Origin of the sequence: uncultured Thiohalocapsa sp. (assembly GCF_913063425.1) — a bacterium.
Taxonomy (GTDB): Bacteria; Pseudomonadota; Gammaproteobacteria; order Chromatiales; family Chromatiaceae; genus Thiohalocapsa.
On sequence record NZ_CAJXYK010000001.1, the window covers coordinates 63350 to 88405 of the forward strand.

The 25056-nt window shown below is 68.6% G+C and carries 22 protein-coding genes; 7 read left to right on the top strand and 15 right to left on the bottom strand.

The genetic code is table 11. The annotated features are described in order from the left end of the window. Nucleotides 1-12 precede the first annotated feature (12 nt). Together QZ607_RS00285 and QZ607_RS00290 are read right to left on the bottom strand one after the other, a co-directional pair. On the bottom strand, nucleotides 13-873 hold the full coding sequence (locus QZ607_RS00285) for an OmpA family protein (RefSeq protein ID WP_295878319.1): 861 nt from the start codon (nucleotides 871-873) through the stop codon (nucleotides 13-15). Nucleotides 874-938: 65 nt separating this feature from the next. Further along, nucleotides 939-1952 carry an SLAC1 anion channel family protein gene (locus QZ607_RS00290; RefSeq protein WP_295878322.1) on the bottom strand — a complete coding sequence of 338 codons (1014 nt, stop codon included), beginning with the start codon at nucleotides 1950-1952 and terminating at the stop codon, nucleotides 939-941. Between the two features lie 306 nt (nucleotides 1953-2258). Between QZ607_RS00290 and QZ607_RS00295 the strand changes: the two genes are divergently transcribed. Next, complete coding sequence (locus QZ607_RS00295; RefSeq protein WP_295878325.1) at nucleotides 2259-3317, top strand: DUF2333 family protein; 1059 nt, start codon at nucleotides 2259-2261, stop codon at nucleotides 3315-3317. A 7-nt stretch (nucleotides 3318-3324) separates the two neighbouring features. On the opposite strand, the gene QZ607_RS00300 is transcribed toward QZ607_RS00295, so the two are convergent. The 5 genes from QZ607_RS00300 to QZ607_RS00320 form a co-directional block, all read right to left on the bottom strand. Continuing rightward, nucleotides 3325-4323 (bottom strand): aldolase catalytic domain-containing protein, encoded by a 999-nt coding sequence (locus tag QZ607_RS00300; protein WP_295878327.1) that lies wholly within the window; start codon nucleotides 4321-4323, stop codon nucleotides 3325-3327. Between the two features lie 354 nt (nucleotides 4324-4677). After that, the gene (locus tag QZ607_RS00305; protein WP_295878329.1) at nucleotides 4678-5916 is read right to left on the bottom strand and encodes a S1 RNA-binding domain-containing protein; all 1239 of its coding nucleotides are present in this window, start codon (nucleotides 5914-5916) and stop codon (nucleotides 4678-4680) included. A gap of 71 nt (nucleotides 5917-5987) precedes the next feature. Then, a complete protein-coding gene (locus QZ607_RS00310; protein ID WP_295878331.1) occupies nucleotides 5988-6395 on the bottom strand; it encodes a hypothetical protein in 408 nt (135 codons plus the stop codon). 221 nt (nucleotides 6396-6616) lie between these two features. Next, a complete protein-coding gene (locus QZ607_RS00315; RefSeq protein WP_295878332.1) occupies nucleotides 6617-7090 on the bottom strand; it encodes an LEA type 2 family protein in 474 nt (157 codons plus the stop codon). Beyond that, entirely contained in the window at nucleotides 7084-7695 is a 612-nt protein-coding gene (locus tag QZ607_RS00320) for a hypothetical protein (protein ID WP_295878333.1), read from the bottom strand. The genes QZ607_RS00315 and QZ607_RS00320 overlap by 7 nt, the downstream gene beginning before the upstream one ends. A gap of 386 nt (nucleotides 7696-8081) precedes the next feature. Here QZ607_RS00320 and QZ607_RS00325 point away from each other — a divergent pair, with 386 nt between their 5' ends. The 6 genes from QZ607_RS00325 (at nucleotide 8082) to QZ607_RS00350 (ending at nucleotide 13862) form a co-directional block, all read left to right on the top strand. Continuing rightward, nucleotides 8082-9185 (top strand): efflux RND transporter periplasmic adaptor subunit, encoded by a 1104-nt coding sequence (locus QZ607_RS00325; RefSeq protein ID WP_295878582.1) that lies wholly within the window; start codon nucleotides 8082-8084, stop codon nucleotides 9183-9185. Then, a complete protein-coding gene (locus QZ607_RS00330; RefSeq protein ID WP_295878336.1) occupies nucleotides 9178-12525 on the top strand; it encodes an efflux RND transporter permease subunit in 3348 nt (1115 codons plus the stop codon). Before QZ607_RS00325 ends, QZ607_RS00330 begins: the two co-directional genes overlap by 8 nt. 163 nt (nucleotides 12526-12688) lie before the next feature. Continuing rightward, nucleotides 12689-12913, top strand: a complete 225-nt coding sequence (locus tag QZ607_RS00335; RefSeq protein ID WP_295878338.1) for a hypothetical protein — start codon at nucleotides 12689-12691, stop codon at nucleotides 12911-12913. Then, nucleotides 12910-13260 (top strand): DUF4160 domain-containing protein, encoded by a 351-nt coding sequence (locus QZ607_RS00340; RefSeq protein WP_295878341.1) that lies wholly within the window; start codon nucleotides 12910-12912, stop codon nucleotides 13258-13260. Before QZ607_RS00335 ends, QZ607_RS00340 begins: the two co-directional genes overlap by 4 nt. Next, nucleotides 13215-13535, top strand: a complete 321-nt coding sequence (locus QZ607_RS00345; protein WP_295878344.1) for a DUF2442 domain-containing protein — start codon at nucleotides 13215-13217, stop codon at nucleotides 13533-13535. Before QZ607_RS00340 ends, QZ607_RS00345 begins: the two co-directional genes overlap by 46 nt. Nucleotides 13536-13601: 66 nt before the next feature. Next, complete coding sequence (locus QZ607_RS00350) at nucleotides 13602-13862, top strand: DUF1640 domain-containing protein (RefSeq protein ID WP_295878345.1); 261 nt, start codon at nucleotides 13602-13604, stop codon at nucleotides 13860-13862. 450 nt (nucleotides 13863-14312) lie between these two features. On the opposite strand, the gene QZ607_RS00355 is transcribed toward QZ607_RS00350, so the two are convergent. From QZ607_RS00355 to QZ607_RS00390, 8 genes are all read right to left on the bottom strand, one after another. Continuing rightward, a complete protein-coding gene (locus QZ607_RS00355; protein ID WP_295878347.1) occupies nucleotides 14313-14822 on the bottom strand; it encodes a hypothetical protein in 510 nt (169 codons plus the stop codon). Between the two features lie 143 nt (nucleotides 14823-14965). Next, nucleotides 14966-15529: a Uma2 family endonuclease gene (locus QZ607_RS00360; RefSeq protein WP_295878350.1), complete on the bottom strand. Its 564-nt coding sequence runs from the start codon at nucleotides 15527-15529 to the stop codon at nucleotides 14966-14968. A 145-nt stretch (nucleotides 15530-15674) separates the two neighbouring features. Beyond that, nucleotides 15675-17552, bottom strand: coding sequence for a complex I subunit 5 family protein (locus tag QZ607_RS00365; protein ID WP_295878352.1), 1878 nt, complete (start codon nucleotides 17550-17552; stop codon nucleotides 15675-15677). Beyond that, nucleotides 17549-19054 carry a proton-conducting transporter membrane subunit gene (locus tag QZ607_RS00370; RefSeq protein WP_295878354.1) on the bottom strand — a complete coding sequence of 502 codons (1506 nt, stop codon included), beginning with the start codon at nucleotides 19052-19054 and terminating at the stop codon, nucleotides 17549-17551. Before QZ607_RS00370 ends, QZ607_RS00365 begins: the two co-directional genes overlap by 4 nt. Further along, complete coding sequence (locus QZ607_RS00375; RefSeq protein WP_295878356.1) at nucleotides 19051-20496, bottom strand: proton-conducting transporter membrane subunit; 1446 nt, start codon at nucleotides 20494-20496, stop codon at nucleotides 19051-19053. Before QZ607_RS00375 ends, QZ607_RS00370 begins: the two co-directional genes overlap by 4 nt. Further along, entirely contained in the window at nucleotides 20493-21173 is a 681-nt protein-coding gene (locus QZ607_RS00380; RefSeq protein WP_295878358.1) for a hydrogenase subunit MbhD domain-containing protein, read from the bottom strand. Before QZ607_RS00380 ends, QZ607_RS00375 begins: the two co-directional genes overlap by 4 nt. Before the next feature lie 281 nt (nucleotides 21174-21454). Beyond that, the gene (locus QZ607_RS00385; RefSeq protein WP_295878361.1) at nucleotides 21455-21700 is read right to left on the bottom strand and encodes a DUF6429 family protein; all 246 of its coding nucleotides are present in this window, start codon (nucleotides 21698-21700) and stop codon (nucleotides 21455-21457) included. A gap of 239 nt (nucleotides 21701-21939) precedes the next feature. Next, nucleotides 21940-24417, bottom strand: a complete 2478-nt coding sequence (locus QZ607_RS00390; RefSeq protein ID WP_295878364.1) for a helix-turn-helix domain-containing protein — start codon at nucleotides 24415-24417, stop codon at nucleotides 21940-21942. Nucleotides 24418-25056: the final 639 nt, after the last annotated feature.

Consider the following 25056-nt stretch of genomic DNA (forward strand, 5'->3'; position numbering starts at 1 on the left):
TCCGTCGCAGCTTCAGCCGGTCGCCGCGCTCGGTGTCTTGAGCAGAATGTCCACACGGCGGTTGCGGCGGCGGCCATCGGCGCTTGCGTTCCCGGCGATGGGCTCGGCGGCGCCGACGCCTTCGCTGCGCAGCCGCTCGGGGGCGACTCCGAGCGCCACCAGCGCATCCTGCACGGCGGCCGCGCGCGCCTCTGACAGCGCGAGGTTCGCGTCCGCCGCACCGGTGGCGTCCGTGTGGCCGCGCAGGAGGACGCGCTGCCGCGGATGCCGGTTGAGAAAGTCGGCGATCTCTGCGAGCGCCGGGGCCGCGGGCGCCGGCAGCTCGGCGGAGCCGGGGGCGAAGGCGAGCGCGGTGGCGTCCAGGCGAATCAGCACGCCCGCCGGCGTGAAGCGGGCGCCGAGGCGGGCATAGTCCGCCGTCAGGCTGCCGTAACGCTCGGCCATCGCCGCGGCCTGGGCGGCCGCAGTATCCGCGGTGCGTCGGGCGGCGGCGACCTGCTCGGCCAGCGTGTCGATGCGTGCGCTGGCCTCGGCGAAGGCTGCCGTGCGCTCGTTGAGGCTGTCCAGTCGCCCGCGGGCGTCCGCGAGTGTCGTCTCCAGGGCTTCGACCTTGCGCGCCAGGGCGGTGACCGCGGGGTTGGCAGTGCTGCCCGGCGCCGGGTCCTTCGGTGTCGCCGTCGCAGGCGTCGCGGCGCCGTGCTGCGTCGTTGCCGTCGGCTGCGCCGGCAGCGGCTGTGCTTCGCCGCGGGTCAGGGCATGGAGCAGCAAGGTACCGCCGGCGAAGAGCGCGGCGAGCGTGCCCAGGACCAGGGTGTTCCTCAGCGCCGCGCGGCGCTGGCTCGGGGCGGCGGCTGTCGGGCTCGGTTGCGTCATGATCTGGTGTCTCCTCAGCTGATGGGCGGATGGGTGCGGCAGACCCGGGAACGGGTTGCGCCGGCTCACTCCGGCAGACAGATGCCGCGCTCACGCACCGCACGGGCCGTCTGCACCAGCAGCAGCACCACGATGCCGGACAGCATGGTCAGCAGGCCAAAGCCCAGGTACAGGAAGCCCGGGAGCCCCGTCTGCTCCGCCATCAGCATGCTGGCGATGGCAATGGCCGCCAGCGGAAAGGAGTACGCCCACCAGGACAGGTAGAAGCGGATGCGCAGGAAGCGCGTCGCCTGCGTCGCCAGCAGCACGGTGAAGAAGAGCGCGGAGAAGTACAGGATCCGGGCGAAGACATCGACGCCGCCCGTGAGGCTCACATAGGCGATGAAGCCCACCGCCGGGGGTGCCACCAGGATGAACAGCGTCGGCACCAACCGCTCCGGCAGCGGCTGGTGGAAGAGCACGCGGTAGAAAACGATGGTCAGCAGCACCGGCCACAGCAGGATGCCGATGCTGAAGAAGAACCAGGACACCAGCTCATAACCCAAGGGTACGCCCGCCACCGGCACCAGCACATTGCCCACCGCCGGAATGAACCAGGCGGGGTTCATGTGCTGCACCTTGAAGTGCTCGTGGTGCATCCAGGCATTGACCACGAACAGCGTGAAGCCGAGCTGAAGCGCCGTGCCCGCGAGCCACAGCCAGCGGCTCGCATCCGGCGCCGTGTGCAGATAGACGATGGCCAGCAGCAGCAGGCTGATGGCCATGGTGGGCATGAAGTTGATGCGCACCGGGTGGCGAAGTTCCGCCTGTACGGCCCCCGGATGCAGCGCCAGCTTGGCGGCGTAGAGCAAGGCGAGCCCGGCGAAGAGGAGTGTCACCGCGCCGATGAGCCAGGGCACGAACGGGAACGGCTGGCCGAGCACGGCCTGTGCCTTCTCCCAGCCGATGGTGAGGCCCGCCAGGCCCATGACCATGGCGAAGAAGGCGGCGGGGAAGTGCTCCAGCCGGCTGCCCGGCAGATCGAGCGTGGGTGGTGCGGCACCTGCGTGCTGTGTCGCGGGCGTGTGTTCTGTGGACATACTGCCTCCGGAATTCGGGTCTGCGGCGGGCCGTCGGCGTGGTTGTCCGGCGGCTTCCGCGCTGCGATTGCGAAACAGTCTAGGGAGCTGCGCGCAGGGGCCGCATTGACAAATCTCGGAGCGCGGCAGTGGGTTTATGGCCAGATTGCAGACAGGCGGTTTGTGCGCGTTGGGGGATGGCCACGCCGTGCACAGGGGATTGCCGATGCGCAATTCCTTGAGGATTAGAAAACGCTAATGTGCTTGCCAACAAGGCGCCGCCCGCCCGACCGGGTGCGGCAGGCCGACGGACCTGGAGGCAAGACCATGAACGATCTCTCGACACGCCCGTTTGAGGCAGCGGCGGATGCGGTGTATGCCCGCCCGCCGCGCCGGCGCGCTTGGCTGCGCTGGACTGTGGCCGGCGTTGCGGCCGCACTCATGCTGTATCTGGCGCTGATGCTGTACTGGGGGCGGCAGCCCCCAGTCTTCGATGTGAGCGAGCAGGCACAGGCTGCACTCGCGGAGACCGGCGGCGGCGAGTTGCTGCCCGGGGTGGTGACGACAGCCGCCGTGCTCGGCATCGGCGACACGCTGCTCGGCAAGCCCGGTGGCTTCCTGCACAACGACCGGCTGCCGCCGGGCGCCATCATGGACAACATGCCGAGCTGGGAGTGCGGCGTGGTGATGGCCCTGCGGGACGCCGTGCAGGCCCTGCGCGACGACTTCACCCGCGCGCAGACGCAGTCCATCGAGAATCTGGACCTGAAGCGCGCAGACATGCAGCTCGCCATGGACCCGAAGTCCTGGGTGCTGCCGGCGGCGGAAGATGCCTACCGCGAGAGCATGGACGCGCTGCGTGCGTACTTGGCAAACCTGTCAGCGGGCCGCGCGCGCTTCTATCCGCGAGCGGACAACCTGGCCGATTACCTGGGGCTGGTGGAGAAGCGCCTCGGCAACTTCGGCGTGCGCCTGGGCGCTGCCGCGGGTGCGACCCTGGACCCTGAGCCCGTTGTGCCGCAGCCTGCCGCCGGCGGGCTAGCCACCGCCGGGATGCCCCTGGACCCGGGGGCGGCTGGCGTCTACGACCCCGCCCGGGTGGATGACGTCTTCTTCTGCGCCCGCGGCTACAGCTGGGCCTTCCTGCACCTGATGCACGGCATCGCCGTGGACTTCGCACCCGTGCTGGCGGACAAGAACGCGGGCGTGCAGGTGCAGCGGATCATCCATGACCTCAAGGGCGCCATCAAGCCCATGCGCAGCCCCGTGGTGCTGAACGGCGGTGGCTTCGGACTGCTCGCCAACCATTCCATGGTGGCGGCGTCCTATGTGGCGCGGGTCAATGCCGCGGTCATCGATCTGCGGTTGTTGATGGAGCAGGGGTGATCCGGGCTCAGATCTCCGACACCACCTTGTCGTAGAAGGCAACGAAGTCGTCCCGCTGCGCGCCCTCACGCCACTCAATGGCGGCGCGCGGGTGCTGGTTCAGCTGGCCTGTGATGTTGTAGGGCAGCAGCGGGCCCCATTCGATCTCCTGCCGCAGCGGCACCAGGTGGCTCTGGATGACCTCGATGACCGGACGCAGGTCGAACTTGGGGTTGCGCAGGAAGCCGAGCAGCAGCTCCGTGTGGCAGTTACCGGCGCCGCGGCCGAAGCCGAGCATGGTGGCATCCACCCGGTTGCAGCCGAGGATGATGGCCTCGATGGTGTTGGCGAAGGCCAGCTGCATGTTGTTGTGGGCGTGGATGCCCACGTCCTTGCCGGTGCCCTCCAGTGCCCCGGCGTAGCGGCGATAGAGCCGGTCCACCTGCTCGCGATACAGGTGACCGAAGCTGTCGACGATGACCATGGTGCTGGCCGGACTCTCGGCGACGGCCGCCAGCACGGTGTCGATCTCGTCGTCCGTGATGTTGGAGACGGCCATCAGGTTGGCCGTGGTCTCGTAGCCCAGCTCCGCCGCGTGGCGGATCATCGCGATGGCCTCCGACAGCTGGTGGGCGTAGAAGGCGACGCGGATCATGCTCAGCGGGCTGTCGGCGGCGGGCACGATGTCCGTCTGCCAGTCGGACTTGCCCGCATCGGCCATGGCGGCGAGCCTGAGCCCGGTGCGCTCGGCGTCGTGATCCCCCACCACCCGTTGCAGGTCCGCCTCGTCGCAGTGGCGCCAGGGGCCGAACTTCTCGACGGGGAAGGTCTGCTTCGAGTTCTTGTAGCCGATCTCCATGTAATCGATACCGGCCGCCACACAGGCGTCATAGACGGCGCGGACGAAGTCGTCGCTGAACCGGTGACCGTTCACCAGCCCGCCGTCGCGCACGGTGCAGTCGAGCACCTTCAGCTCCGGTCGGTAGGTGATCCAGGGGGCTTTGTCGTCAGCCTTCGTCTCCGCCATCTTGCCGCTCTCCGCAGTGTGAAACCCCGACATTGTGGGTCGCAACGGCGGCCCCGGCATTGGCATCGGTCAGCTTGTGTGGTGATGCTGCGAGTTCTGTGGTGATGCTGAGAGCGCACGCGAGGCCCTAGGTGTCAACCTCAAGGCCGACAGTCGCCTTCGCTCTGCGGATATCCGGATCGGTCAGGTCGGCAATACGCCGGCATCATCAGGGCTGGACGAGGCCGAGCCGCTGCACGCGCCGCCACTGACGCGCCGTCGGCCAAGCCGGCACCCCGAACCGGCCGCAGATATGATGCCGGACTTGCTCCGGGTCGGCTTCACCGGCCGCGGTTGCAATGCGGCACGGCGCGGTCAGTCATCCCGCCCCATCTGCTCCTTCAGCAAGTCGCCGAAGGTGCCCATGCGGTCGTCGGGCTCGGGGGCTTCGTCGCGGCGTCCGCGGCGCCCGCCGCCCTTGCCGCGGCGCTCCTGGCCGTAGTCGTCCTGGGCCTCCGGAGCGCCGGTGTCTTCGGCGAGCGACAGGCCGATGCGCTTGCGGTCCGGCTCCACCTTGAGCACGGTGGCGGTGACCTGCTGGCCGGTGCTCAGCACCTCGTCCGGGTGGTTCAGGCGGCGGCCGGCGCCGAGCTCGGAGATGTGGATCATGCCCTCCAGTCCCGGCTCCAGCTCCACGAAGGCGCCGAAGGGCTGGGTGCGGGTGATGCGGCCGTCCACCCGGCTGCCCGGGGCGTAGCGGGCGGCGACGTCGGACCAGGGGTCCTTGGCCAGGGCGCGGATGGACAGCGCGATCTTCTGCGGGCGCTTGGGGTTGCCGGTTTCTTCGATGCGCAGCACCTGGACTTCCACCTCCTGGCCCAGGGTCAGCAGGTCTTCGGGATGGCGGATGCGGGTCAGCGACATCTCGCTGATGTGCACCATGCCCTCGACGCCGCCCAGGTCCACGAAGGCGCCGAAGTCCTTGAGACCGACAACTTTGCCGTTCAGCACGGCGCCCTCCTGGAGCTGCTCCTTCAGCGCCTCGGCCTGGGCGGCGCGCTCGGCTTCCAGCAGCGCGCGGCGGGAGACCACCAGGTTCAGGCGCTTGCCCGCCTCAAGCTTGGTGATGCGGAAGGCGTGGTGCTGTCCCACCATGGAAGACAGGTCCTCGACGAAGCGGATGTCCGCCTGGGAAGCGGGGCAGAAGGCCCGGTGCCCGGCGATACGCACCTCGAGCCCGCCCTTGGTGGTGCCGGTGATGCTGCCCTCCACCGGCAGACCCTGCTGATAGGCGGCCTCCAGCTCCTCGGCGCCGTGCAGGTGCTTGCCGTGCTTGCCGCCGAGGGTGATGGCGCCGGTCTCGGCATCGACGCCGGCGACCACGGCCTCCAGCTCCTCGCCGACCGCGACCCTGAGGTTGCCGTCTTTGTCCTTGAGGTTGGCGATGTCCATGGTGCCCTCGGCCTTGCCGCCGAGGTCCACGAACACCTGTTCGTCGTTGATGGCGACCACCCGGCCCTTCACCCGGTCGCCGGGCTTGGGCCGCTCGGCGACGGCCTGCTCTGTTTTTTCAAGCTCCCGTAACAGGGCCTCGAACTCACCTTCATCTGTCATGCTGGTCTTGGCCTGTCTCGGGGGCCGGGCTTGAGTCTCGTCCGCGCGCCGGTGTCTGTCGGGCAGTGGCGCTAGTGGCTGTGGTGATGCCCGTGGCCGCAGGGCACAGGCTGTGGCAGACCGCCGCGCTCGGTCAGCTCGTCGCGGTAGTCGATGAAATCTTGCAGGTGGGCGATGAGGCGCTCGGCGAGGGCCGCGTCGTCGCTGTGCTCGTGTGCATCGGCGTTGGTGCCGTCGGCATGGCTGCCGGTGGTCCGGGCAATGGCGAGGTCCGGGGCTACCATTTCCAGCACCACGTAGGCCAGCAGTCCCTCGGCGATGAGCTGGCTCGCCCGGGCGCGCCAGTCCGGCTGGGCGGTGTCCAGGGCGTTGCGCTCGGCGGGGTCGAGCCGATCAGTCTGCTCGGCCACCCAGGCGGCGACGAGGCGGCGCTGCTCCGGACCCGACTCGGGCGGAGCGCTGGCGTGGGGCGTGGACATCGGGGCTTGCGCGAAGTGGCGAGGGGCCTGGCGCTGCTGCATCGGCACGGCGGTGATTGCCCGCGGATTCTAACCATCCCGGGCGGTGCGGGCCAGCGTTTCCGTGTGACGCTTTGACCCGTGTCCGATGATCGGTAGAAACCTGGGAGATGTATCAGGGAAAGACCTTGTTTCGGCTCGCGGGTGCCGTCCGTCTGCCGGCTGCGTGGCGCCCGGCCGCCTCAGCGCAGGGATGCGGCGAGGCGCAGCATGCCCTTGAGGTCGATCTCGCCGACATGCCGATAACCCACCCGCAGCGCCGGCAGCACGGCGACGGTGCCCTCCAGCCGGTAGCGCCAGGGCTGCGGCGTCAGTGCGAGCTTGGGCAGGGTGCGGGCCAGGTGGCCCGCGTCGCCGGTGACCATGACCTCCATATCCGCCTCGCCCCGGGCCGGCACGCGCCGGCGCAGGTCCGCGTCGCCACTGGCGATGGGCCGCTCCTCCAGCCACAGCTGGTAGGTCATGCTGAGCACCGGCAGCGGGACGGGGTTCGGGTTCTGCACCTTCAGGCCCACCCGCAGGCGCTGCTCGCCGGCGCGGAGCTGATCCGGGCGCACCGAGGTAAGCTTCACGTCCGGGGGTTGCAGGCGGCGGATCAGCATGACCAATCCCGCTGCCAGCAGCAGGACGACGGCGATGACGAGCCAGGTCAGCATGGCTGTACTCCAGAGGCGGTCGGCTCAGCCGGCGACATGCGGAGGCACGTCGGGGACGGTGTGCACGGGCGCGTGATGGGCCGGATGCCGACGTGCTCGCAGTCGGCGATGGCGGTGCGGGCCTCGTCCCGCGGCGGGTCGATCATGCCGACCAGGCCGAGGAAAACCAGGTGGGGCTCGGCGTCGGCCTTGCTGGCACCCGGTTTCTCGGCGACCGCGAGCACCCGCAGCGCCTGCTGTGCCGGGTCGACTGCCGCCTGCTCGATGCGCGTGCGGGCGCCGGCACCGAGTGCCACCGCCCGCGGCTCGCCGTCGCCCGCCGTCAGCATCCGGTCGCAGCCGGCGAGGATGACCTCCGCAGCGCCCTTGGCGTAGGCAATGGTCGTGTTTCCGTCCGTGATGCTGCGGTCCGTGTGCAGCGTGGTCATGCGCTCGTGCCCGTCGCGGATGACCCGGGCCGCCGGGGCCGCCATGCGGCGCAGGGCCTCCATGGCGCGCTCGGCGCGGTATTCCTGCACGTTGCTGGTCAAACCCTGCGGGTCGCTGCCGAGGGCGCCTGCGACAGCATCCGTGCTGCGGGTATGCCAGGGCTGCGGGGTGGGCATGGGGGCTGCTCCTGAGCCACGGAGTGCCGTGGTGGGTCGCGTCGGCTCGATGTGCTCGCGGTGCGGGGGGTAGGTGGCGCCAAGCGTAACAGCCGGCGCCGGCGTGCGACCACAGTGCAGCACCGGGGCGCGATGCCCTGCCTCGTGCTGAGGATTCGGCTCGGGGGTGGGTTGTCTGCGCTGGCCCTCGCAACGGCGTCGTCCCTGGCAGTGCGAGCGGTCACTGGTGCTTCGCAATGTCCCCGATGCACTATGCGCCTGCGCTCCGTCATGGCGCCCGCCGAAACCCTGGCGTAAACCTACCCCACGCATCGAAAGATTTGATAGATCAAGGCAATACAAGTATATTAGGAAAATCTAATTTATTCTGGATGCCAGACATCATGATGACTCAACAACACAACACACGGCTCCTGCCCCTGTTGGCGGCGCTGCTGGCGCCGCCGGTGCTTGCCGCCGGGGATGCGGGCGGCTCTGCGCCGAGCGCGCTGCCGAGCGCCGAGGTCGCCTATCTCACCGTGCCCCGGGAGTACCGCCTGGACGGCATCGTGGAGGCCGTGAACCGCACCACGGTCTCCGCCCAGACCCAGGGCCAGGTGGAAGAGATCCTCTACGACGTGGACGACTTCGTGGAGAAGGGCGAGGTCATCGCCCGCCTGCGCGACAACGAGCACCGTGCCCGTGTCGCCCAGGCGGCTGCGGAGCTGAAGTCGGCAACGGCGGAGCTCTCCCGCGCCGAGGACGAGTTCGCCCGGGTGGAGGGGCTGTACGCCAACAAGAACGTCTCCGAGTCCGAGATGGACCGCGCCGAGGCGGAGCTGGCCGGCGCCGAGGCGCGTCTCGACGCCGCCCAGGCGGCGCTGGAGCAGGCACAGGAGCAGCTCGCGTACACGCGCATCCGTGCGCCGTACTCGGGCATCGTCACCAACCGCCACGTGGAGCTCGGGGAGATCGCGAGTCCGGGCCAGCCGGTGATGTCCGGCATCTCGCTGGAAGAGCTGCGGGTGACCGTGGACGTGCCGCAGAGCGTCATCCCGGCGGTGCGCGAGCTGGGCGAGGTGAACGTCTACCTGCCGAACGGCGGCGATGAGGCCGAGGTGGTGCAGCCGGAGCGGATCACGGTCTTCCCCTTCGCGGACATGGGCTCCAACACCTTCAAGGTGCGCCTCGACCTGCCCGAGGGCCTTGAGAACCTCTTTCCCGGCATGTTCGTCAAGACGGGCATCGTCACCGGCAAGAAGGAGGAGCTGACGGTGCCCAAGGCGGCCGTGGTCTACCGCTCGGAGGTCACCGGTGTCTATGTGCTGGACCCGGACCGCGGCGTGCACTTCCGCCAGATCCGGGTCGGTCGCGACCATGGCGGCGCGCTGGTGGTGCTCTCCGGGCTCACGGCGGGGGAGACGGTGGCGCTGGACCCCATCGCCGCGGGCGTCGCGCTGAAGGCGCAGGCAAAGGCGAAGGCCGGCATGGGGAGCGATGACGATGGCTGAGTCCGGCACCACGGATGCCGGTGCGCCGGCCGCCGGCGGCAGCGTGGCAGGAACTGGCGGGAGCCATGGCGCCCTCGGCCTCTCCGGGCGCATCGCCGCACAATTCCAGAGCACCGAGATCACCCCGCTGCTGGCCCTCGTCGGCCTGCTGCTCGGGCTCTTCGCCATCCTCATCACGCCGCGGGAGGAAGAGCCGCAGATCAACGTCACCTTTGCCGACGTGTTCATCCCGTTCCCCGGGGCGTCGGCGACTGAGGTGGAGCATCTCATTGCCGGTCCCGCCGAGCAGGTGCTCTCCGAGATCAAGGGCGTCAAGCACATCTACTCGGTCTCGCGCCCCGGCATGGCCGTGGTGACGGTGCAGTTTCGCGTCGGCGAGGACCGCACCGATGCCATCGTGCGCCTGCACAGCAAGGTCATGTCCAACGAGGACTGGCTGCCGCCGAACCTCGGCGTGGCACCGCCCATCATCAAGCCCAAGGGCATCGACGACGTGCCCATCCTCACCGCCACGCTCTGGTCGAAGGACCAGAGCGTGGGTGCCTACGAGCTCGGCAAGGTGGCCCATGCCATCGAGCAGGAGATCAAGCGCGTGGAGGGCACCCGTGACGTCTACACCGTCGGCGTGCCCGAGCAGGTGGTGCGCGTCATCCTGGACCCGCAGGCGCTGGCGGCCTACGGCATCGACCTCACGGACCTGCGTCGCTCGCTTCAGGCCAGCAACACCATCCGCGACGACATCGGCGTGGTGGCGGACAACACCGAGGTGCTGGTGCAGGCCGGCACCTTCCTGACGGACCCCGAGGACATCGGCGCGCTGGTGGTGGGCCTGCACGGCGGGCGGCCCGTCTACCTGCGCGATGTGGCCAGCATCGAGCGCGGTCCGGAGGAGCCCGAGAGCTACGTCTGGATGGGCATGGGGCCGGGCGCACCGGAGCGCCAGGCGCGCATGCAGGAGGGCAAGGACTGCGCGCTCGCCATGGGCTGCGCGACGCCCGGGGTGACCATCGCGGTGGCCAAGAAAGAGGGCGAGAACGCGGTGGACATCGCCGAGCGCGTCGTCGAGCGCTTCGACCAGCTCCAGGGCATCTTCATCCCCGAGGGCGTGGAGGTCAGCATCACGCGCAACTACGGCGAGACCGCCGACACCAAGGCCAAGAAGCTCATCACCAAGCTCGCCTTCGCCACCCTCAGCGTCGTTGCGCTGGTGCTCCTGGTCATCGGCTGGCGGGAGTCCGTCATCGTCGGCGCCGCGGTCATCGTCACCCTGGCGCTGACACTGTTTGCGAGCTGGGCCTACGGCTTCACGCTGAACCGCGTGTCGCTGTTCGCGCTGATTTTCTCCATCGGCATCCTGGTGGACGACGCCATCGTCGTAGTGGAGAACATCCACCGGCACATGGCGTTGTGGCCGCGCAAGAAGCTGCTTGAGCTCATGCCGGGCGCCGTGGACGAGGTGGGCAGCCCGACCATCCTGGCCACCTTCACCGTCATTGCAGCCCTGCTGCCCATGGCATTCGTCACCGGGCTGATGGGGCCGTACATGAGCCCCATTCCCATCAACGCCTCCATGGGCATGCTCATCTCCCTGGTGGTGGCCTTTATGTTCACGCCCTGGATGAGCAACTTCATGCTCGGCAGGCGCCACGATGCCGCGGCGGCCGGCGGCGGCGAGCATGACCATCATCACGACGAAGGCGGCAGCGATGTGCTGAAGCGCCTGTTCCACACCCTCATCGGCCCCTTCCTGGTGGGCGGTCGCGGCAAGCTGAACCGCTGGCTGCTGCTCGCCGGTGTGCTGCTGCTCATTGCGGGCTCGCTGCTGCTCGCCGTGAACCGGGTGGTGATCATGAAAATGCTGCCCTTCGACAACAAGAGCGAATTCCAGGTCGTCCTCGACATGCCTGAGGGCACCAGCCTGGAGCAGACCGCCCGGGTGCTCGGGGAGATGGGCGAATACCTGAGCACCGTGCCCGAGGTGGCCAACTACCAGGTCTATGCCGGCACCGCCGCGCCCATCAACTTCAATGGCCTGGTGCGCCAATACTACCTGCGCGATGCCGCGCACTTGGGCGACATCCAGGTCAACCTGGTGGACAAGCACCACCGTGACGACAAGAGCCACAAGATCGCACTGCGGCTGCGCGAGCCGCTCCAGGCCATCGCCCGGCAATACGACGGCAACGCCAAGATCGTCGAGATCCCGCCCGGCCCGCCGGTGCTCTCGCCCCTGGTGGCCGAGGTCTACGGCATCGACTACGACGGCCAGATCGCCATTGCCAAGGAGGTGCGCGAGGTCTTCGCCGGGACCACGGACATCGTCGACATCGACGACTCGGTGGAATATCCCTCCGAGAAGGTCCTCGTGGTGGTGGACCGCGCCAAGGCGGCCCGCCTGGGCGTCGAGCAGGCCAGCGTCGCCCAGGCGCTCGCCACCGTGCTGGACGGCGAGGACATGAGCTTCCTGCACGGGGCCAATGTGAAGTATGCCGTGCCCATCCGGGTGGAATACGACGCCGCCGACAAGGCCGACCTGGAGCAGGTGCTCGCCCTCAGAGTCCGCTCCAGGGGCGGGCAGCTGGTGCCCCTGTCGGAGATCGTCGACGTGGTGGAGACCACCCGCGCCCACAGCATCTACCACAAGGACCTGCTGCCCGTGGTCTATGTCACCGGCGACATGGCCGGCCCCATCGACAGCCCGCTGTACGGCCTGTTCGACATCGCCGGCCGGCTCACCGACGATCTGGGCCTGCCGCAGTGGTACATGCAGCAGCCGGACAACCCCTACGAATTCAGCGTCAAATGGGACGGCGAATGGCAGATCACCTATGAGACCTTCCGCGACATGGGGCTCGCCTACGGCGTCGGGCTGCTGCTGATCTACCTGCTGGTGGTGGCCCAATTCCGCAGCTACCTGGTGCCGCTGGTGATCATGGCGCCCATCCCGCTCACCATCATCGGCATCATGCCCGGCCACGCCCTGCTCGGCGCGCAGTTCACCGCCACCAGCATGATCGGCATGATCGCGCTCGCCGGCATCATCGTGCGCAACTCCATCCTGCTGGTGGACTTCATCAACCAGCAGGTGCGAGAAGGCAGTACATTGGAGCAGGCGGTCATCGAGTCCGCCATCGTCCGCGCCAAGCCCATCATGCTCACCGCGATCGCCGCCATGGCCGGGGCGGTGTTCATCCTCGACGACCCGATCTTCTCCGGGCTGGCCGTCTCCCTGCTGTTCGGCCTGTTCGTCTCCACCGTGCTGACGCTGGTGGTCATCCCGGTGGTCTACTACGGGGTGATGCGCAAGCGGGTGGAGTGGATCAGGACGGCGACGGGGTGAGGCTCGATTGAGCCCGGGGTGGTGCCGGGATCCGGCCGGCACCCGCGGGAGTCTTGGCTGAGCCGGGGTGGCGCCCACGGGAGACCGGGCGCTTCCCCTTGAGATCAGCGGCGAGCCGGTGCGCGTGGCCCGCCGGCTTGATTCTCGCTGTGCGACTCTCAAAATGATCGGGACCACCAGCCCGACGACCACACTGACGATGCAGGCCGAAACCTTCAAGCAAGCCGCTCATGCGCTCATCGACACCTCGCCCGAAGATGCGTCTTGGCGCGAGCTCGCCTACGTCGCCGCACTGCGCGCCTCGATCCAGCAAGGTCTGGGCGAGGCCGATGCTGCCCAGCTTATCAGTCAAGATGAGATCGACGCAGAGCTCGGCGCCTCTACATGACGCGCGTTTCCTGGACTCCGGAAGCGCGGTCCAAGCTGCGCGCCATTCGAGACTATATCGCCCAGGACAATCCCGCAGCCGGACAAGCCCTCGCGCGACAACTGCTTCCGCACGATCTGCCGAAGAGCGGTTGGCGCGAGCACGCCCCACCACACTTTCACGCACTGTACGGCGAGCACGAAGCCCTCATCGACATCCGCACGCTGGAGCCGATCGGCGGACATCTTCCGAAATGCGCCCTCACGCTTACCATCGAATGGGCCATCGAACATCGGCAAGAACTGATGGAGAATTGGGACCTATGTCAATCGAAGCAGCCGCCGAAACAGATCGCGCCGTTGGAGTAGCGCCAGCCGCACCCTGGCGCGTTAAGGCCATAACGATCCTGCCGAACTACTGCCTGGCCGTGACCTTCAACGATGGCCGCCGAGGTGTCGTCGATATGTCGGCGGTCCGCACATCTGCGACCCCCGGAATATATGCGGCGCTGAAGGATCCCGATGTCTTTGCCCAGGCCAAGGTAGAGCTCGGCGTCGTAACGTGGCCGAATGGTGCGGACCTGGACCCTGCGTGGATGTACGAGGAATTGGAAGCGCCGAAAACGTGGTCTGTCCCCCTTTAACGCTCCCTTTAACGCTGACAGTCAAGATCTGCCCCCCTGAGCAGGCCCTTTCAGGAGATCCCGACCATGAGCGCGATCACATTCGATACCCTCAAGTTTGCCCGGGCCCTTAAGAACGCCGGCGTTCCAGACGAGCAAGCGGAGGCATTCGCTGACGCCTTCCGCGACGCCACCAGCGACGAGCTGGTCACGCGCGACTACTTGAATGCACGCATCGCCGACGTCGAGACCCGTATCGAGGCAGCCAAGGCCGATATCGTCAAGTGGATGGCCGGCCTGCTGATCGCGCAAGCCGCCGTGGTCGCCGCGCTGGTTAAGCTGCTCTAAGGCCGGATCAGAAAAGCGCATTGCGTTCACTGACGCGTTGCGGTAAGCGCGCTGCGTTTAAGGACTCCAAATCGGCAAAGCCGGGACCAAACATCTAATCCGCAAGCGCTGCGCAGCGAGCGCGAGCAGCCGGCGGGGTCAGCAGCCCGGCGGGGTCAAGCCCGGTAGGGTCAAAGCCCGGTAGGGTCAGGTCTTGCATTGCAACATCAAGGGGTCTTAAGGGGCGGATCAGCATTTGGGCACTTGGCATCGGGGACGATTGTCGGCCACCTTTTGGGCAGAAGACGTGTGCCCGATGTTTGCGGGAACCCACTGTTGCGGGTGGTGGGGTCCCTGTCCCCCAGACGGGACCTACCAGAACCAATCACCCCCCTTCTCTGCTGCACCCACCCAGGCTGGATGCACGCGAACGGAGACCAAAATTACCCAAGCGCTGCCGCCATCGTCCGCTTAAGACCGGGAACAGCTCCGGCTTCGGACTGACTCCGGCAGCGCTCCGGCAAGACCCCAGCCACGGGCCGGGAGGGTCGGGCGGGGCTGAGCCGCGGCTTTGGGCGCATCCTCCGGCTCGCTGGTCGCCAGTGGACGACGCATGGCCGGCGGCTCATCGGGCGATGGCCTTTGCGTGAACCCCCGCTGCGCCTTCGCTTCCAGCAGCGCCCGCCATGCGTCGCTATGCCCCGGCTCCGCTTGCCGGCGGACACCGAAGCCGCGCTCGGAGCTGCCGCCGCGGGTGTGGGGGATGATCTGCATCCCCTGATGCCCCAGGCGCTTACAGAGCTTGGCCCCGGTGCTCGGCAGGCTGCCGACCAGCAGCTCGAACACGGCTAACAGGTACTCATGCGAGACGCCCTGCTTGTCGCCCGCCGCCGCTGCCGTCAGGGCTTCGTCCAGGAAGCTACGGTAGGTGCCACGCGGGTTGACGACGACGAGGTTCTTGAAGTCCTGGTGCTGGCTCATCGAAGGCTCGGTTCCCGGCGGCGGCGCCGTCGGTGGGACATGCAGGCAGCGGGGTCATACACTGTCCCCAAAAAAGTTGCCCCTGAACAATGTGCCGGAAAAGCTGGACGTGCGCGGGGGGTGGCAGCGCCGACCCGGCGTTGTCAGCTCACCCAGAGATCGTCGAGGGGCAGGGCCACGGCATCGAAGGGCGCCGCGCGGACCCCATCGGCGTCGCTGAAGCGGCCGCTTTCCCGCCATATACCGTCGACGAGTTCATAGGTTTCCAGTTGCCGTTTGCGCGGGTCCACGAGCCAGGCATGGGCGACGCCGTAGCGGGCGTAGACGGGCATCTTGATGTCGCGGTCCTTGCTCTCGGTGGACGGCGAGAGGACCTCGCAGACCCAGTCCGGTACCACGGTGAAACGGTGCCCGTCGGGCAGCCTGGGCATGCGCTCGCGACGCCAGCCGGCGATGTCCGGCACGTCCACCTCGACGTCCACCAGGAAGTGCAGCTCCGGCTCGTCGATGATCCACCAGCCGCCCGGACCGCCGCGTCCCTTGTCGAAGGGCTGCACGAGATCTGCACCGAGCATGGATGCCGCGTAGGCGTGCGGACCCGTCGGCCGCGGTTGGGTGTGGAGCTGGCCGTTTAGGATCTCGCCGATGAGGCCGTCCGGCAGGGCTTCGAGCTGCGCGTAGAGCGATGGGCGTACCCGTGCGTGCATCGCAGTGCTTCGCAGTAGTGGTTGTATGGACAATGCTGGCGCGCTGCCGGGCTTGCGTCAAACTAACCCGGGTCGCGTCAATGTTACGTGGAACACTGGGTTCCGGGGTGCCCCAGGCGCGGTCCTCGCATCAGCTGTCCTGACATCACCGCGGAGGCCAGTCCCCTGGCCAGGGCCAGAGCGGCGTGCTTTCGGCGCTGAGCAACAGCACCGCGGCCAAGCCCGCGGCCACCGCCAGCAGCAGCACCGCGAGCTGGCGGCGCAGCCAGCCCTCGGCGCGGGTCAGCGTATCCAAGCCGGCCAGGCCGTCGCGCTCGCGCGCGACCCACCAGGCGACCCAGGCCGCCTGCCAGGCCGCGAGTCTGCGCAGCATGCGCCGGGTTAGGCGCCACAGCCCGCGCCCGGCGGCGGCCAAGGGCCACCAGAGGTCGCCGGCGGGCAGGCGCGCGTTGAGCCAGGGCGCGATTCGCCGCAGGCTCCAGCCGAGGACGAGGGACAGCAACAGCCCGAGCCCCAGTGGCCAGAGCAGGGTGGGAAGGGCGCCCAGCGGCGGCCAGCCCGGGCCGCCGGTGTGCGTGCCCGCGAGCGTGCCGGCCCAGAACGGCAGGCCGAGGGCAGCGAGCACGCTCAGCACCCAGGCCATCGGCATCGGCGCAAGCGAGCGCCGAGCAGCGGCGCCGGCGGGCGCGCGCTCAAGCCACTGGCGCCACAGCGCCCGCACCATCAGCGCCGTGGTGCCCACGGTGGCCAGGCTCAGCCACAACGCGATGGTCTTCTCGCCGGCCCCGTCCAGCGTCGTCTTGATGCCCCACTTGGTGAGCAGCCCGGAGCCCAGCGCGCCGCTCAGCGACAGCGCCGGCAGCGTCAGCAGCGACCACAGCAGCCAGGCGGGCCAGGGCGGCGCCCGCTCGCTGATGCCGACACCGAGAAACAACGCGCCCTTGCTCAGGCCATGATGGGCGGCGAACAGCACCACCAGGGCGCCGACCGCGGGCCAGCTGTCCGGCTGCAACAGCCCCACGGCCACCAGCGCCGTGATCATGCCCATCTGGCTGACGCTCGAATAGGCCAGCACCGCCTTCGGCTGACGTTGCGCGACGCCCCACAACGCCGCCGCGAAGGCGCCGAGCAGACCCACCCAGAGCATCGTGAGCCCGAGTCCGCGAAAGGCCCCGTCGAGACCGGGCATCCCCAGCGGCAGCGCGCTGAGCCAGCCCACCAGTCCGGCCTTGATCATGACGCCGCTCAGCACGGCGCTGGCGGGCGTCGGCGCCACCGGATGCGCCAACGGCAGCCACAGGTGCAGGCCGATCACCCCGGCCTTGACGCCGAAGCCGAGCCAGAGCAAGAGTCCCATCCACACGCCCGCGTCGGCCGTCGCCAGGGTCGCGCGCAGCTCCGTCAGCGTGAATGCCGAGCCCGTGCCGGCGGCCCACAGCAGCCCGGCCAGGAGCACGCCTTCGCCGAGTACGGCCATGACCAGATAGGCCAAGCCGCCGGTGCGTGCCGCGCGGCTGCGAGTGTGGATCACCAGAGGGTAGGCCGCGAAGGTCATCAGCGCGAAGCCGAGGTAGAAGCTGGCGATGTCCTCGGCTACCAGCAGCAGCAGATTGCCGCAGAGGGTCAGCGGCCAGAACAGCGCAAACCGCAGCAGGCGCGAGCGGCTGTCGGGGTCGCCGGTCAGCGCCTGGCGCTGCTCGGCGGCGAGGTAGCCGCGGGCATACCAGCCCGCGAGCCCCCACAGCAGTGCCGTGAAGGTCAGCAGCAGGCGGCGCTGCCCGTCCAGCTCCCAGCGCCCGCCGAAGAGCCAGGCCTCGAGCCAGAGGCGGCCGTCCAGGCCCAGCACGGCGAGCGCCAGCGCCGGTGCCGGCGCGCTGATCCAAAGCCAGTCCAGATGCGCCCTTGGCTGGTCGGGGGCAATCAGTGCCTGCAGCAGTGGCCGAAGCGCCAACAACAGCGGCCACAGCAACGCGGCGAAGAGCAGGGGCGCCCACAGCAGGGACGGGAGGCTCGGCGCGGTCATGGTGCGAGGTAGCTCTGATTCGCCACCCGGGTCGCCCACTGCAAGGGGCTGAAGGGCAGGCCCGCCAGCATCCCGGCCACCAGACTCAGCAGCGCCGTCGCCAGGGCCGGCAGCAGCAGCCAGGCGCTGGTCTCCAGCCGGCTCGGCGCCCGCTCGGCCGGCCAGCTGCCGACACCATGGGCCGGTCCACGGCGGAACCAGAGGCGATTGACGATGGGCAGGAAATAGGCCGCGTTGAGCAGGGTGCTCGCCACCAGCACGGCGATGACCCAGGGCATGTCGGCCTGCACCGCACCCATGCCCAGTGTCCACTTGGTGATGAAGCCCACCAGCGGCGGCATGCCGATCATGCCGAGTGCGCCGACGGTGAACGCCAGGCTGCTCAACGGCATGCGCCGACCGACGCCGTCCAGCTCGTCGATGCGGTGAATGCCCAGCTCTTCGGCGTAATTGCCGGCGCAGAAGAACAAGGTGACTTTCATCAGCCCCTGATGCAGCAAATGGGCGAGCGCAGCGATGGTCCCCAAGGGTCCGAACAGACCGATCCCGAGGACGATGTAGGACACCTGGCTGACGGTGGAGAAGGCGAGCCGGGGCTTCAGCTCCTGCTGGGTCAGCGCGCGCAGGGAGCCGTAGACGATGGTCACGGCGGCGATCACCACCAGTCCATCGAGCACCCCCAGGGCCGCGCTGAAGCCGATGCCGTAGACATCGTAGACCAGCCGCACGATGCCGAAGGCGCCGGCCTTGACCACCGCCACCGCATGCAGCAGCGCACTCACCGGCGCCGGCGCCACCATCGCCCGGGGCAGCCAGCCATGCAGCGGCACCAGCGCCGCTTTCACGCCGAAGCCCAGGATCAGCACCCAGAACAGGCCGATCAGCAGGCCGTGATGGCTGGGGTCGAGAGCGGCCAGGCGCTCGTGCTGACCGAAGCCCTGGTCGCCGGCCAGCGCGTGCAGTGCAACCATACCGATCATCAGCACCAGCCCTGCGCTCAGCGTGTAGCGCAGATAGACGGTGGCCGCGGCGAGCGCCTGGGGCGTGCCGCGATGCGCCACCATGGGATAGGTGGAGAGCGTCAGCAGCTCGTAGAAAACCAGCAGGGTGAACAGGTTGCCGGCGAGGCTGATGCCGATGGTGCTGGCGACGCACAGGCTGAAGAAGCCGAAGAAGCGCCGGCGATTGGGCGAGTCCTCCAGGTAGCCGATGGCATAGATCGTTGTAAACAGCCACAGCAGGGAGGAGAGCGCGGCGAAGGTGAGCCCGAGCGCGTCCACCCGCAGCACGAAGCGCAGGCCCTCGACGACGGGAAATTCGACCGCGTAGACCGCACCGGCGGTCAACCCCCGCGCCATCCAGATCACCAGCACCAGCTTGACCAGCGCGGCGGCGAGATTGAGCACGGTGCGGGTGCGCACGGCCGCCTCCGGCAGCACGAAGATCACGGCCGCGGTGAGCAGCGAGCTGGCCAGGGTCGCCAGCGGCACGAGGGCGCTCATGGCACGCCCGCCGGTGCCAGCAACGCGAGCGGCCAGGCGGCCGCCAGCCCCAGCGCCAGGGCCGCGAGAGCCAGTATCAGTGCGATCAGCTCCATGGCCACCGGCAGCCTGTGCAGCAGCGGCTCGGGCACGCCCTCGACGAAGGCGCAGCGCAGCACCCGGAAGACATAGGTGGCGGTGAGCAGCGTGCCCAGCACGAGCACCACCACCCAGGGCCACTGGCCCGCGGCCAGCGCTGCCTGCAGCCACAGCCACTTGGCGGTGAAGCCGGCGCTCGGCGGCAGGCCCATCAGGGTCACCGCCGCCAGCGCGAAGGTCATCAACGAGAGCGGCTGAAGCCGGCTGGTGCCGGTGAGTGCCGCCAGCCGGTCGTCGCCGACGGACAGCACCAGATTACCCGCGGCCATAAACATCGCGGCCTTGGCGAGCGCATGGCCGCCGAGCTGCAGCCAGGTGGCCTGCCAGGCCATGCCGGCGACGCCTGCGGTGGTCCCGGCCAGCAGCGGGAAGGCCAGCATCAGGTAGCCCAACTGGCCGATGGTGGACCAGGCCACCAGCTGCTTGAGCCCGGCGGCGCGCCAGGCCTGCACACCACCCCAGAGCACCGCCAGACTGCCGAGGATGCCGAGCGCCCAGGCGCCGGCGATGGCCTCCGGCAGCAGCAGCCGCCACAGCAGCAGCAGAATGAAAAAGGATGCCTTGACCACCAGCGCACCGTGGATGGCACTCACCGGCGTCCAGGCGCTGCCGTGCACCGGCGCGAGCCAGCTGTGCAGCGGCACGATGGCCGCCTTCAGCAGCAGCCCGCTCGCCAGCAGTGCCACGGCGATCTGGGTCACCGGCTCGGGCTGGGCGACGGCCCCCAGCCCCGCCAGGTCGAGCCGGCCCCAGGCGCCGAGCAGCAGGGCGATGCCGAGCAGCCAGGTGAGCGAGCCCACGAGCGCGAACAGCAGATAGCGCAGGCCCGCGGTGAGCGCCTCGGCGCTGCCCGGGAGCAGCATCATGCCGATGGCGCAGAGCCCCATCAGCTCCAGGCCGACATACAGCAGCAGGAGATCGGCCGCGATCCAGATCAGCCCGAGCCCCAGCGCCAGGCCGCCGAGCAGCGGCCAGAGCCAAGCGTAGGCGCGCGCGCCGAGTGGGGTGGCGCGCGCATAACCGGGGGCATAGAGCGCGCTCGCCAGCAGCAGCAGCTGCGTCAACAGCCACAGCAGGGCAGCCAGGGCATCCAGGCGCCAGTGCAGCGCCAGCGGCCCGAGCGTCAGCAGGCCCGACAGCGGCGCCGCATCGACGCCCATCAGCAGCCACAGCGCCAGCAGCGGCAACGGCAGGCCAACAAGCAGCACCAGGAAGGCGTGGCGCGGCGGGCGCACCCCCGCCAGCAGGCCGAGGGCCGGCGGCGCGAGCAACAGCCAGAGCAGGTGGAACGGCGCCGGGCTCACGGACGCGGGCCTGAGTCTGTGCCGATACTCAGGGTGACGCGACCGGCCTGGGCGTGGAGGCGCAGCAACAGGGCGGCACCGAGGACCGAGCCGAGCAGCGCCACCACCAGGCCCGTCAGGATCAGTCCGCGGACCTCGGCCGCGGGCCCGGCGAGGCCGGCCAAGAGCAGGAAAACGCCGGAGCCCAGCAGGTTGAAGGCCAACAGCCGGCGCAGCAGGTGGCGCTGCGTGGTGAAGGACCAGAGGCCCAAGCCCATGATCAGCAGGCCGGTGCCGGAGAACAGCGTGGTGACGGACACCGGCGCCAGCAGCGCTGCGCTGTCGCCGAGCAGCCAGAGGACGGCGAGGCCGGTCAGGCCGAGCCAGATCAGGCTCAGCAGCCAGCGCAGGGGGGCTGTCGCGCGCGCTCGCCGCGGTGTCGCATCCAGCGGCGCCAGGCGCGGCAGCGCGCCGCGACCGCGCAGCGTCCAGAGCAGCGTGCCACCGGTGAGCAGCGCCCCGAGCAGCGCTTCGGCCAGGGCCAGCCAGGGCGCCCCGAGCAGCAGCCAGGCCAGTGCCATCAGCAGCGCAAAGGCCGCGAAGCCTTGGCAGGCGCGCCACAGGTGCCGGTGCAACAGGCAGACACCGGCCGTCAGGAGCAGGAGCCCTGCCAGGCTCCAGGCTTCGATCGGGGCCATGATCAACGGGGCTCCCAGTCAAGAATTGGGGGACGCGCGGGAAAGTGGGGGCATTTCACCGTCGGCGGCGGTGCTGCCCCGCCTGTGTCAGGCGGATCTCCGCAACCGGGATTGCGCAGGAATCCGGCCCGGCCAGCCAGCGCGAGCGAGGTTACCGGTGCGCCAAGCCGGCCGCCACCTGTCAGCGCGGTCACAGGCAACCTGGGGGCTGCCGTCGAGCTCGCAGCCGGCGGTGCACCCCGCCGACGTCAGATCCTCGGATCGCGGCGGGTGTGTGTGGCTCAGGTTTGGTCTTTCGCATCCTGCCGACCGAAGAGCGCTAGGAAGCGTCTTTCCGATTCCTTAAGGCCGGCGTCGGTGAGCACAACCGATTTGGCTTTGCCGACAGGATTGGTGATGTAGCCCTTCTCGTGAAGCCGGTTCATGGCGTCCCAATCGAAGGTCTTCCAGGCCCTTCGCCCGTCGTGAAGCGTCAGGTAAAGCAGTGCGAGAATGGCTTGATCGACTTTGTCTTGATCGTATTCCATGAGCGTGGGCGCGAATCAAGGCGACAGTTCATTGGGTACGCTGGGTGGCGGCATGAGACGCTGTAGCCTCCGGCTGATACTGCGACACTGAAGCCCCGGAGCGGGGCGGTACGCTGGACAATGGCTTGCGCAACGTCGGGACCGGAAGATACATACACCGTCCCCAAAAAAGAGGGTCCCCAAAAGGTGCAGGCCCAGCTGGTCCAGAAGCCGGAGGCGGCGCCGACGCGGCGCGGCCGTCACGCTTTCCGGGCCAGATGCGCCCGCACCATCTTGAGCTCACCGTAGGAGCAGTCGTCGCCGAGGGCGGCCTTCGCTGCTCCGAAGGTGTCAGTCCCGTTCTCCTTCAGCGCCGCCGTGATCCGGGCGAGCTTCCCGGCGTCGATGAAGTCGGTGACGGCGAGCTCGCCGGTGCCGATGAAGTGGGCGAGGTGGCCCTCGATGGTGGTGGGCTTGAGGGCGCGCTGCTCGGCGATCTGCTGGATGCTCAGGCCGTCTCGATGGAGCCGGTAGCTGACATGCTTGGTGTCTTCCGCCGGCTCCTGCGCCTTCGCCCTGCGCTGCTGCCTGGCTCCTGCCGCCGCCTGGTGCTCGGCGACGATGTCGAGGATATCCTGGCCGTAGCGCTGCACGCTGTGCTTGCCGATGCCGCTGATGGCGGCCAGGGCCTCCGGGCTGTCCGGCAGCTGATCGGCGATCTGCCGCAGCACCGCTCGGGTGAGGATGCGACAGCGGGCGATGCCCTCGCGCTCTTCCTCGTCCGCCTTCGCCTTGCGCCATTGTTGCAGCGCGGCCAGCACGCCGGTGCCCCCGGCGTTATGGGCGGCGTCATCGGCGGCGTTGTCCTGCGCCTGTGCCCGGTTGCCGGGGCTGCCCCGTCGGGGGCGGGCTTCGAGGTCGATGCGGGCCTTGGCGAGCGCGTTGAGGTAGGCGTTGGTGGCGAAGCCTTCCCGACAGCGCTCGATGCCGGCGGTCTTGACGGCCAGCGCCTTGCGCAGCTCCGTCAGCGCGTCGTTGAGGGTCTTGCGCAGGGTCTTGTTGTCGGTGTCGAAGCTGAAGGCGTCGAGCCAGGGGCCGAGTCCCTGCTGAAGCTCCCGCCCGAAATAGGCGGACGCCTTGCGCACGCGCGCTTGCAGATGGGCGTCCTCCTCGGGGACTTGGTCTTGCCGGAACAGGGATTCCAGCTCCCGCCGAAACTTTCTGCCCACTTCCACCACTGCGGCGAGCGTGTGTCGCTCCAAATCCTCCATGCCGTCGCCGCCGTGAAGGTCCAGGACCTTGTGGTTGCTGCGCAGGGTGCCGATGAGCCTGCGCAGCCGGTTGCCGATGTCGTCGAAGTCCCAGCATTCCCGGAGCAGGCGCTGCTGGTAGGCGATGCGGGCCGCATCGAGCTGTTGCCGGGTCGGTGGGTTGCGCGTCGCAGCACCAACGTACTGGGACACAGCACGGTCGGTCTTGATCACATGGCGAGGGATGGGGCTGCTCAGCACCATGCCCTCGAAGGTCTTGCAGCGGCTGAGTGCCACGTAGACCTGGCCGTGGGAGAAGGCGGCGCCGGCGTCGATGATGGCGCGCTCGAAGGTCAGCCCCTGACTCTTGTGGATGGTGATGGCCCAGGCAAGGCGCAGCGGATACTGGGTGAAGGTGCCGATGACCTCCTCGCTGATCTCTTTTGTGTCCTGGTCGATGCTGTACTGGATGTTCTCCCAGGTGACCGGCTCCACGTCGAGCTCCGCCTCCGGCTCGCTCGCGGTGGCGGGGCAGTGCACGACGATGCGCTCCCGCGACAGCTGCGTGACGGTGCCGATCTTGCCGTTGAACCAGCGCTTGTCCGCCGAGCTGTCGTTGCGCACGAACATCACCTGCGCGCCCACCTTGAGGGTCAGGGTCTCGGCGGTGGGATAGCTGTGCGCCGGATAGTCCCCGTCGAGCTTGGCCGTGAACCGAAACGGCTTGGCGTCGAGGGCATCGAGCCGCGCCTCGTTGATGCGCTCGGCGCTGCGATTGTGGGTGGTGAGCGTGATCCAGCCCTCAGACGCATCGGGCGAGAAGCCCGGCACATGGCGGGAATTGAGCTGGGCGATGGCGGCGTCGTCCAGCTGGTTGTCGCGCACGCGGTTCAGGAGTGCGATGAAGTCCGCGTCGGACTGCCGGTAGACGTGCTGAAGCGCAATGGGCACCACGTCGGAGGCCGCGAGTGCCCGGCTGCTGAAGAAATAGCCGGAGTCATAGACATCCCGCAGAATGGCCCAGTCCTTGTCCGGCACCACGGGCGCGAGCTGGTGCAGGTCGCCGATCATCAGCAGCTGCACGCCGCCGAAGGGCAGGTCGGAGCCGCGGTGGCGGCGCAGCACGAAGTCCACGGCGTCGAGCAGGTCGCAGCGGACCATGCTGATCTCGTCGATGACGAGCAGATCCAGGCTGCGGATGATGTCGCGCTTCTCGCGCTTCAGCCGATGCGCCGCCGCCTGCCGCTCCGCCTCGCCGCCGGGCACGTAGGGTCCGAACGGGAGCTGGAAGAAGGAGTGCAGGGTGACGCCGCCGGCGTTGATGGCCGCCACGCCGGTGGGGGCCGTGACGATCATGTGCTTGGGCAGGTCGCCCTTCAGGTTGTGCAGAAAGGTCGTCTTGCCGGTGCCGGCCTTGCCTGTCAGAAAGACGCTGCGGTTGGTGGCGCAGACGAACTCCCGCGCGAGCTGCATCTGTGGATTAGTCATGGTGCCCTCCATGACGGTTGTGCGCTGTCTCAAGGCCCGATCCGGCCGTCATTGTCCACGTTTCGGGTCCGCTCGACCATGCCTGCGGCCGTCGTCGGGGCCATTGCCCCACACTGAGTCGAGATAGGGACTAAAAAAACGGTGACAGTATACTTAACATCCGTGCGTTTGGGGGCGCGCGTTTGGGGACGGTTTACTGAATTCTGAACACGGTGACTGAAAAACGGTGACAGTCTATTGAATCTGGCGTGCACGCCGAGCAACGGTACTCGCATCCCGCAAGAAACGGGGACGGTATACTCAACTTGAAGGGCCGGCGGCAACTTTTGGTGACAGTGTGCTGAGCCGTCAAGACGGCGGCGCGCAGGCCGGGAGTAGGCTTCCCCGTCCAGCCTTGTCCAGCCTTGTCCAGCAAGTCGCGATATTACGTATACCGTCACCGCTTCCGCGCCCAAGGGCTTGACCAGATATTAAGTATGCCGTCCCCGTTATTGGTCCGCGGTTGTTGGCTCTGCCGACGGGCGGCGGCCGGCGATTGTGACGGCGGGTGTTTACGGAACGAAACATCATGGAACGGTTGTCGAGACGGGGCGAACGTGCACGATCAGCGCCGAGGCGCCGGGCGGCTGGGGTTGCAAT

Bases quoted from the DNA above. Each gene is read 5' to 3' on its own strand.
- QZ607_RS00345 (WP_295878344.1), top strand. From the start codon at position 13,215: ATGTCAATCGAAGCAGCCGCCGAAACAGATCGCGCCGTTGGAGTAGCG.
- QZ607_RS00310 (WP_295878331.1), bottom strand. From the start codon at position 6,395: ATGTCCACGCCCCACGCCAGCGCTCCGCCCGAGTCGGGTCCGGAGCAG.
- QZ607_RS00285 (WP_295878319.1), bottom strand. From the start codon at position 873: ATGACGCAACCGAGCCCGACAGCCGCCGCCCCGAGCCAGCGCCGCGCG.
- QZ607_RS00390 (WP_295878364.1), bottom strand. From the start codon at position 24,417: ATGACTAATCCACAGATGCAGCTCGCGCGGGAGTTCGTCTGCGCCACC.
- QZ607_RS00330 (WP_295878336.1), top strand. From the start codon at position 9,178: ATGGCTGAGTCCGGCACCACGGATGCCGGTGCGCCGGCCGCCGGCGGC.
- QZ607_RS00360 (WP_295878350.1), bottom strand. From the start codon at position 15,529: ATGCACGCACGGGTACGCCCATCGCTCTACGCGCAGCTCGAAGCCCTG.
- QZ607_RS00315 (WP_295878332.1), bottom strand. From the start codon at position 7,090: ATGCTGACCTGGCTCGTCATCGCCGTCGTCCTGCTGCTGGCAGCGGGA.
- QZ607_RS00305 (WP_295878329.1), bottom strand. From the start codon at position 5,916: ATGACAGATGAAGGTGAGTTCGAGGCCCTGTTACGGGAGCTTGAAAAA.
- QZ607_RS00295 (WP_295878325.1), top strand. From the start codon at position 2,259: ATGAACGATCTCTCGACACGCCCGTTTGAGGCAGCGGCGGATGCGGTG.
- QZ607_RS00325 (WP_295878582.1), top strand. From the start codon at position 8,082: ATGACTCAACAACACAACACACGGCTCCTGCCCCTGTTGGCGGCGCTG.
- QZ607_RS00365 (WP_295878352.1), bottom strand. From the start codon at position 17,552: ATGACCGCGCCGAGCCTCCCGTCCCTGCTGTGGGCGCCCCTGCTCTTC.
- QZ607_RS00290 (WP_295878322.1), bottom strand. From the start codon at position 1,952: ATGTCCACAGAACACACGCCCGCGACACAGCACGCAGGTGCCGCACCA.
- QZ607_RS00380 (WP_295878358.1), bottom strand. From the start codon at position 21,173: ATGGCCCCGATCGAAGCCTGGAGCCTGGCAGGGCTCCTGCTCCTGACG.
- QZ607_RS00320 (WP_295878333.1), bottom strand. From the start codon at position 7,695: ATGCCCACCCCGCAGCCCTGGCATACCCGCAGCACGGATGCTGTCGCA.
- QZ607_RS00370 (WP_295878354.1), bottom strand. From the start codon at position 19,054: ATGAGCGCCCTCGTGCCGCTGGCGACCCTGGCCAGCTCGCTGCTCACC.
- QZ607_RS00335 (WP_295878338.1), top strand. From the start codon at position 12,689: ATGATCGGGACCACCAGCCCGACGACCACACTGACGATGCAGGCCGAA.
- QZ607_RS00300 (WP_295878327.1), bottom strand. From the start codon at position 4,323: ATGGCGGAGACGAAGGCTGACGACAAAGCCCCCTGGATCACCTACCGA.
- QZ607_RS00340 (WP_295878341.1), top strand. From the start codon at position 12,910: ATGACGCGCGTTTCCTGGACTCCGGAAGCGCGGTCCAAGCTGCGCGCC.
- QZ607_RS00355 (WP_295878347.1), bottom strand. From the start codon at position 14,822: ATGAGCCAGCACCAGGACTTCAAGAACCTCGTCGTCGTCAACCCGCGT.
- QZ607_RS00350 (WP_295878345.1), top strand. From the start codon at position 13,602: ATGAGCGCGATCACATTCGATACCCTCAAGTTTGCCCGGGCCCTTAAG.
- QZ607_RS00385 (WP_295878361.1), bottom strand. From the start codon at position 21,700: ATGGAATACGATCAAGACAAAGTCGATCAAGCCATTCTCGCACTGCTT.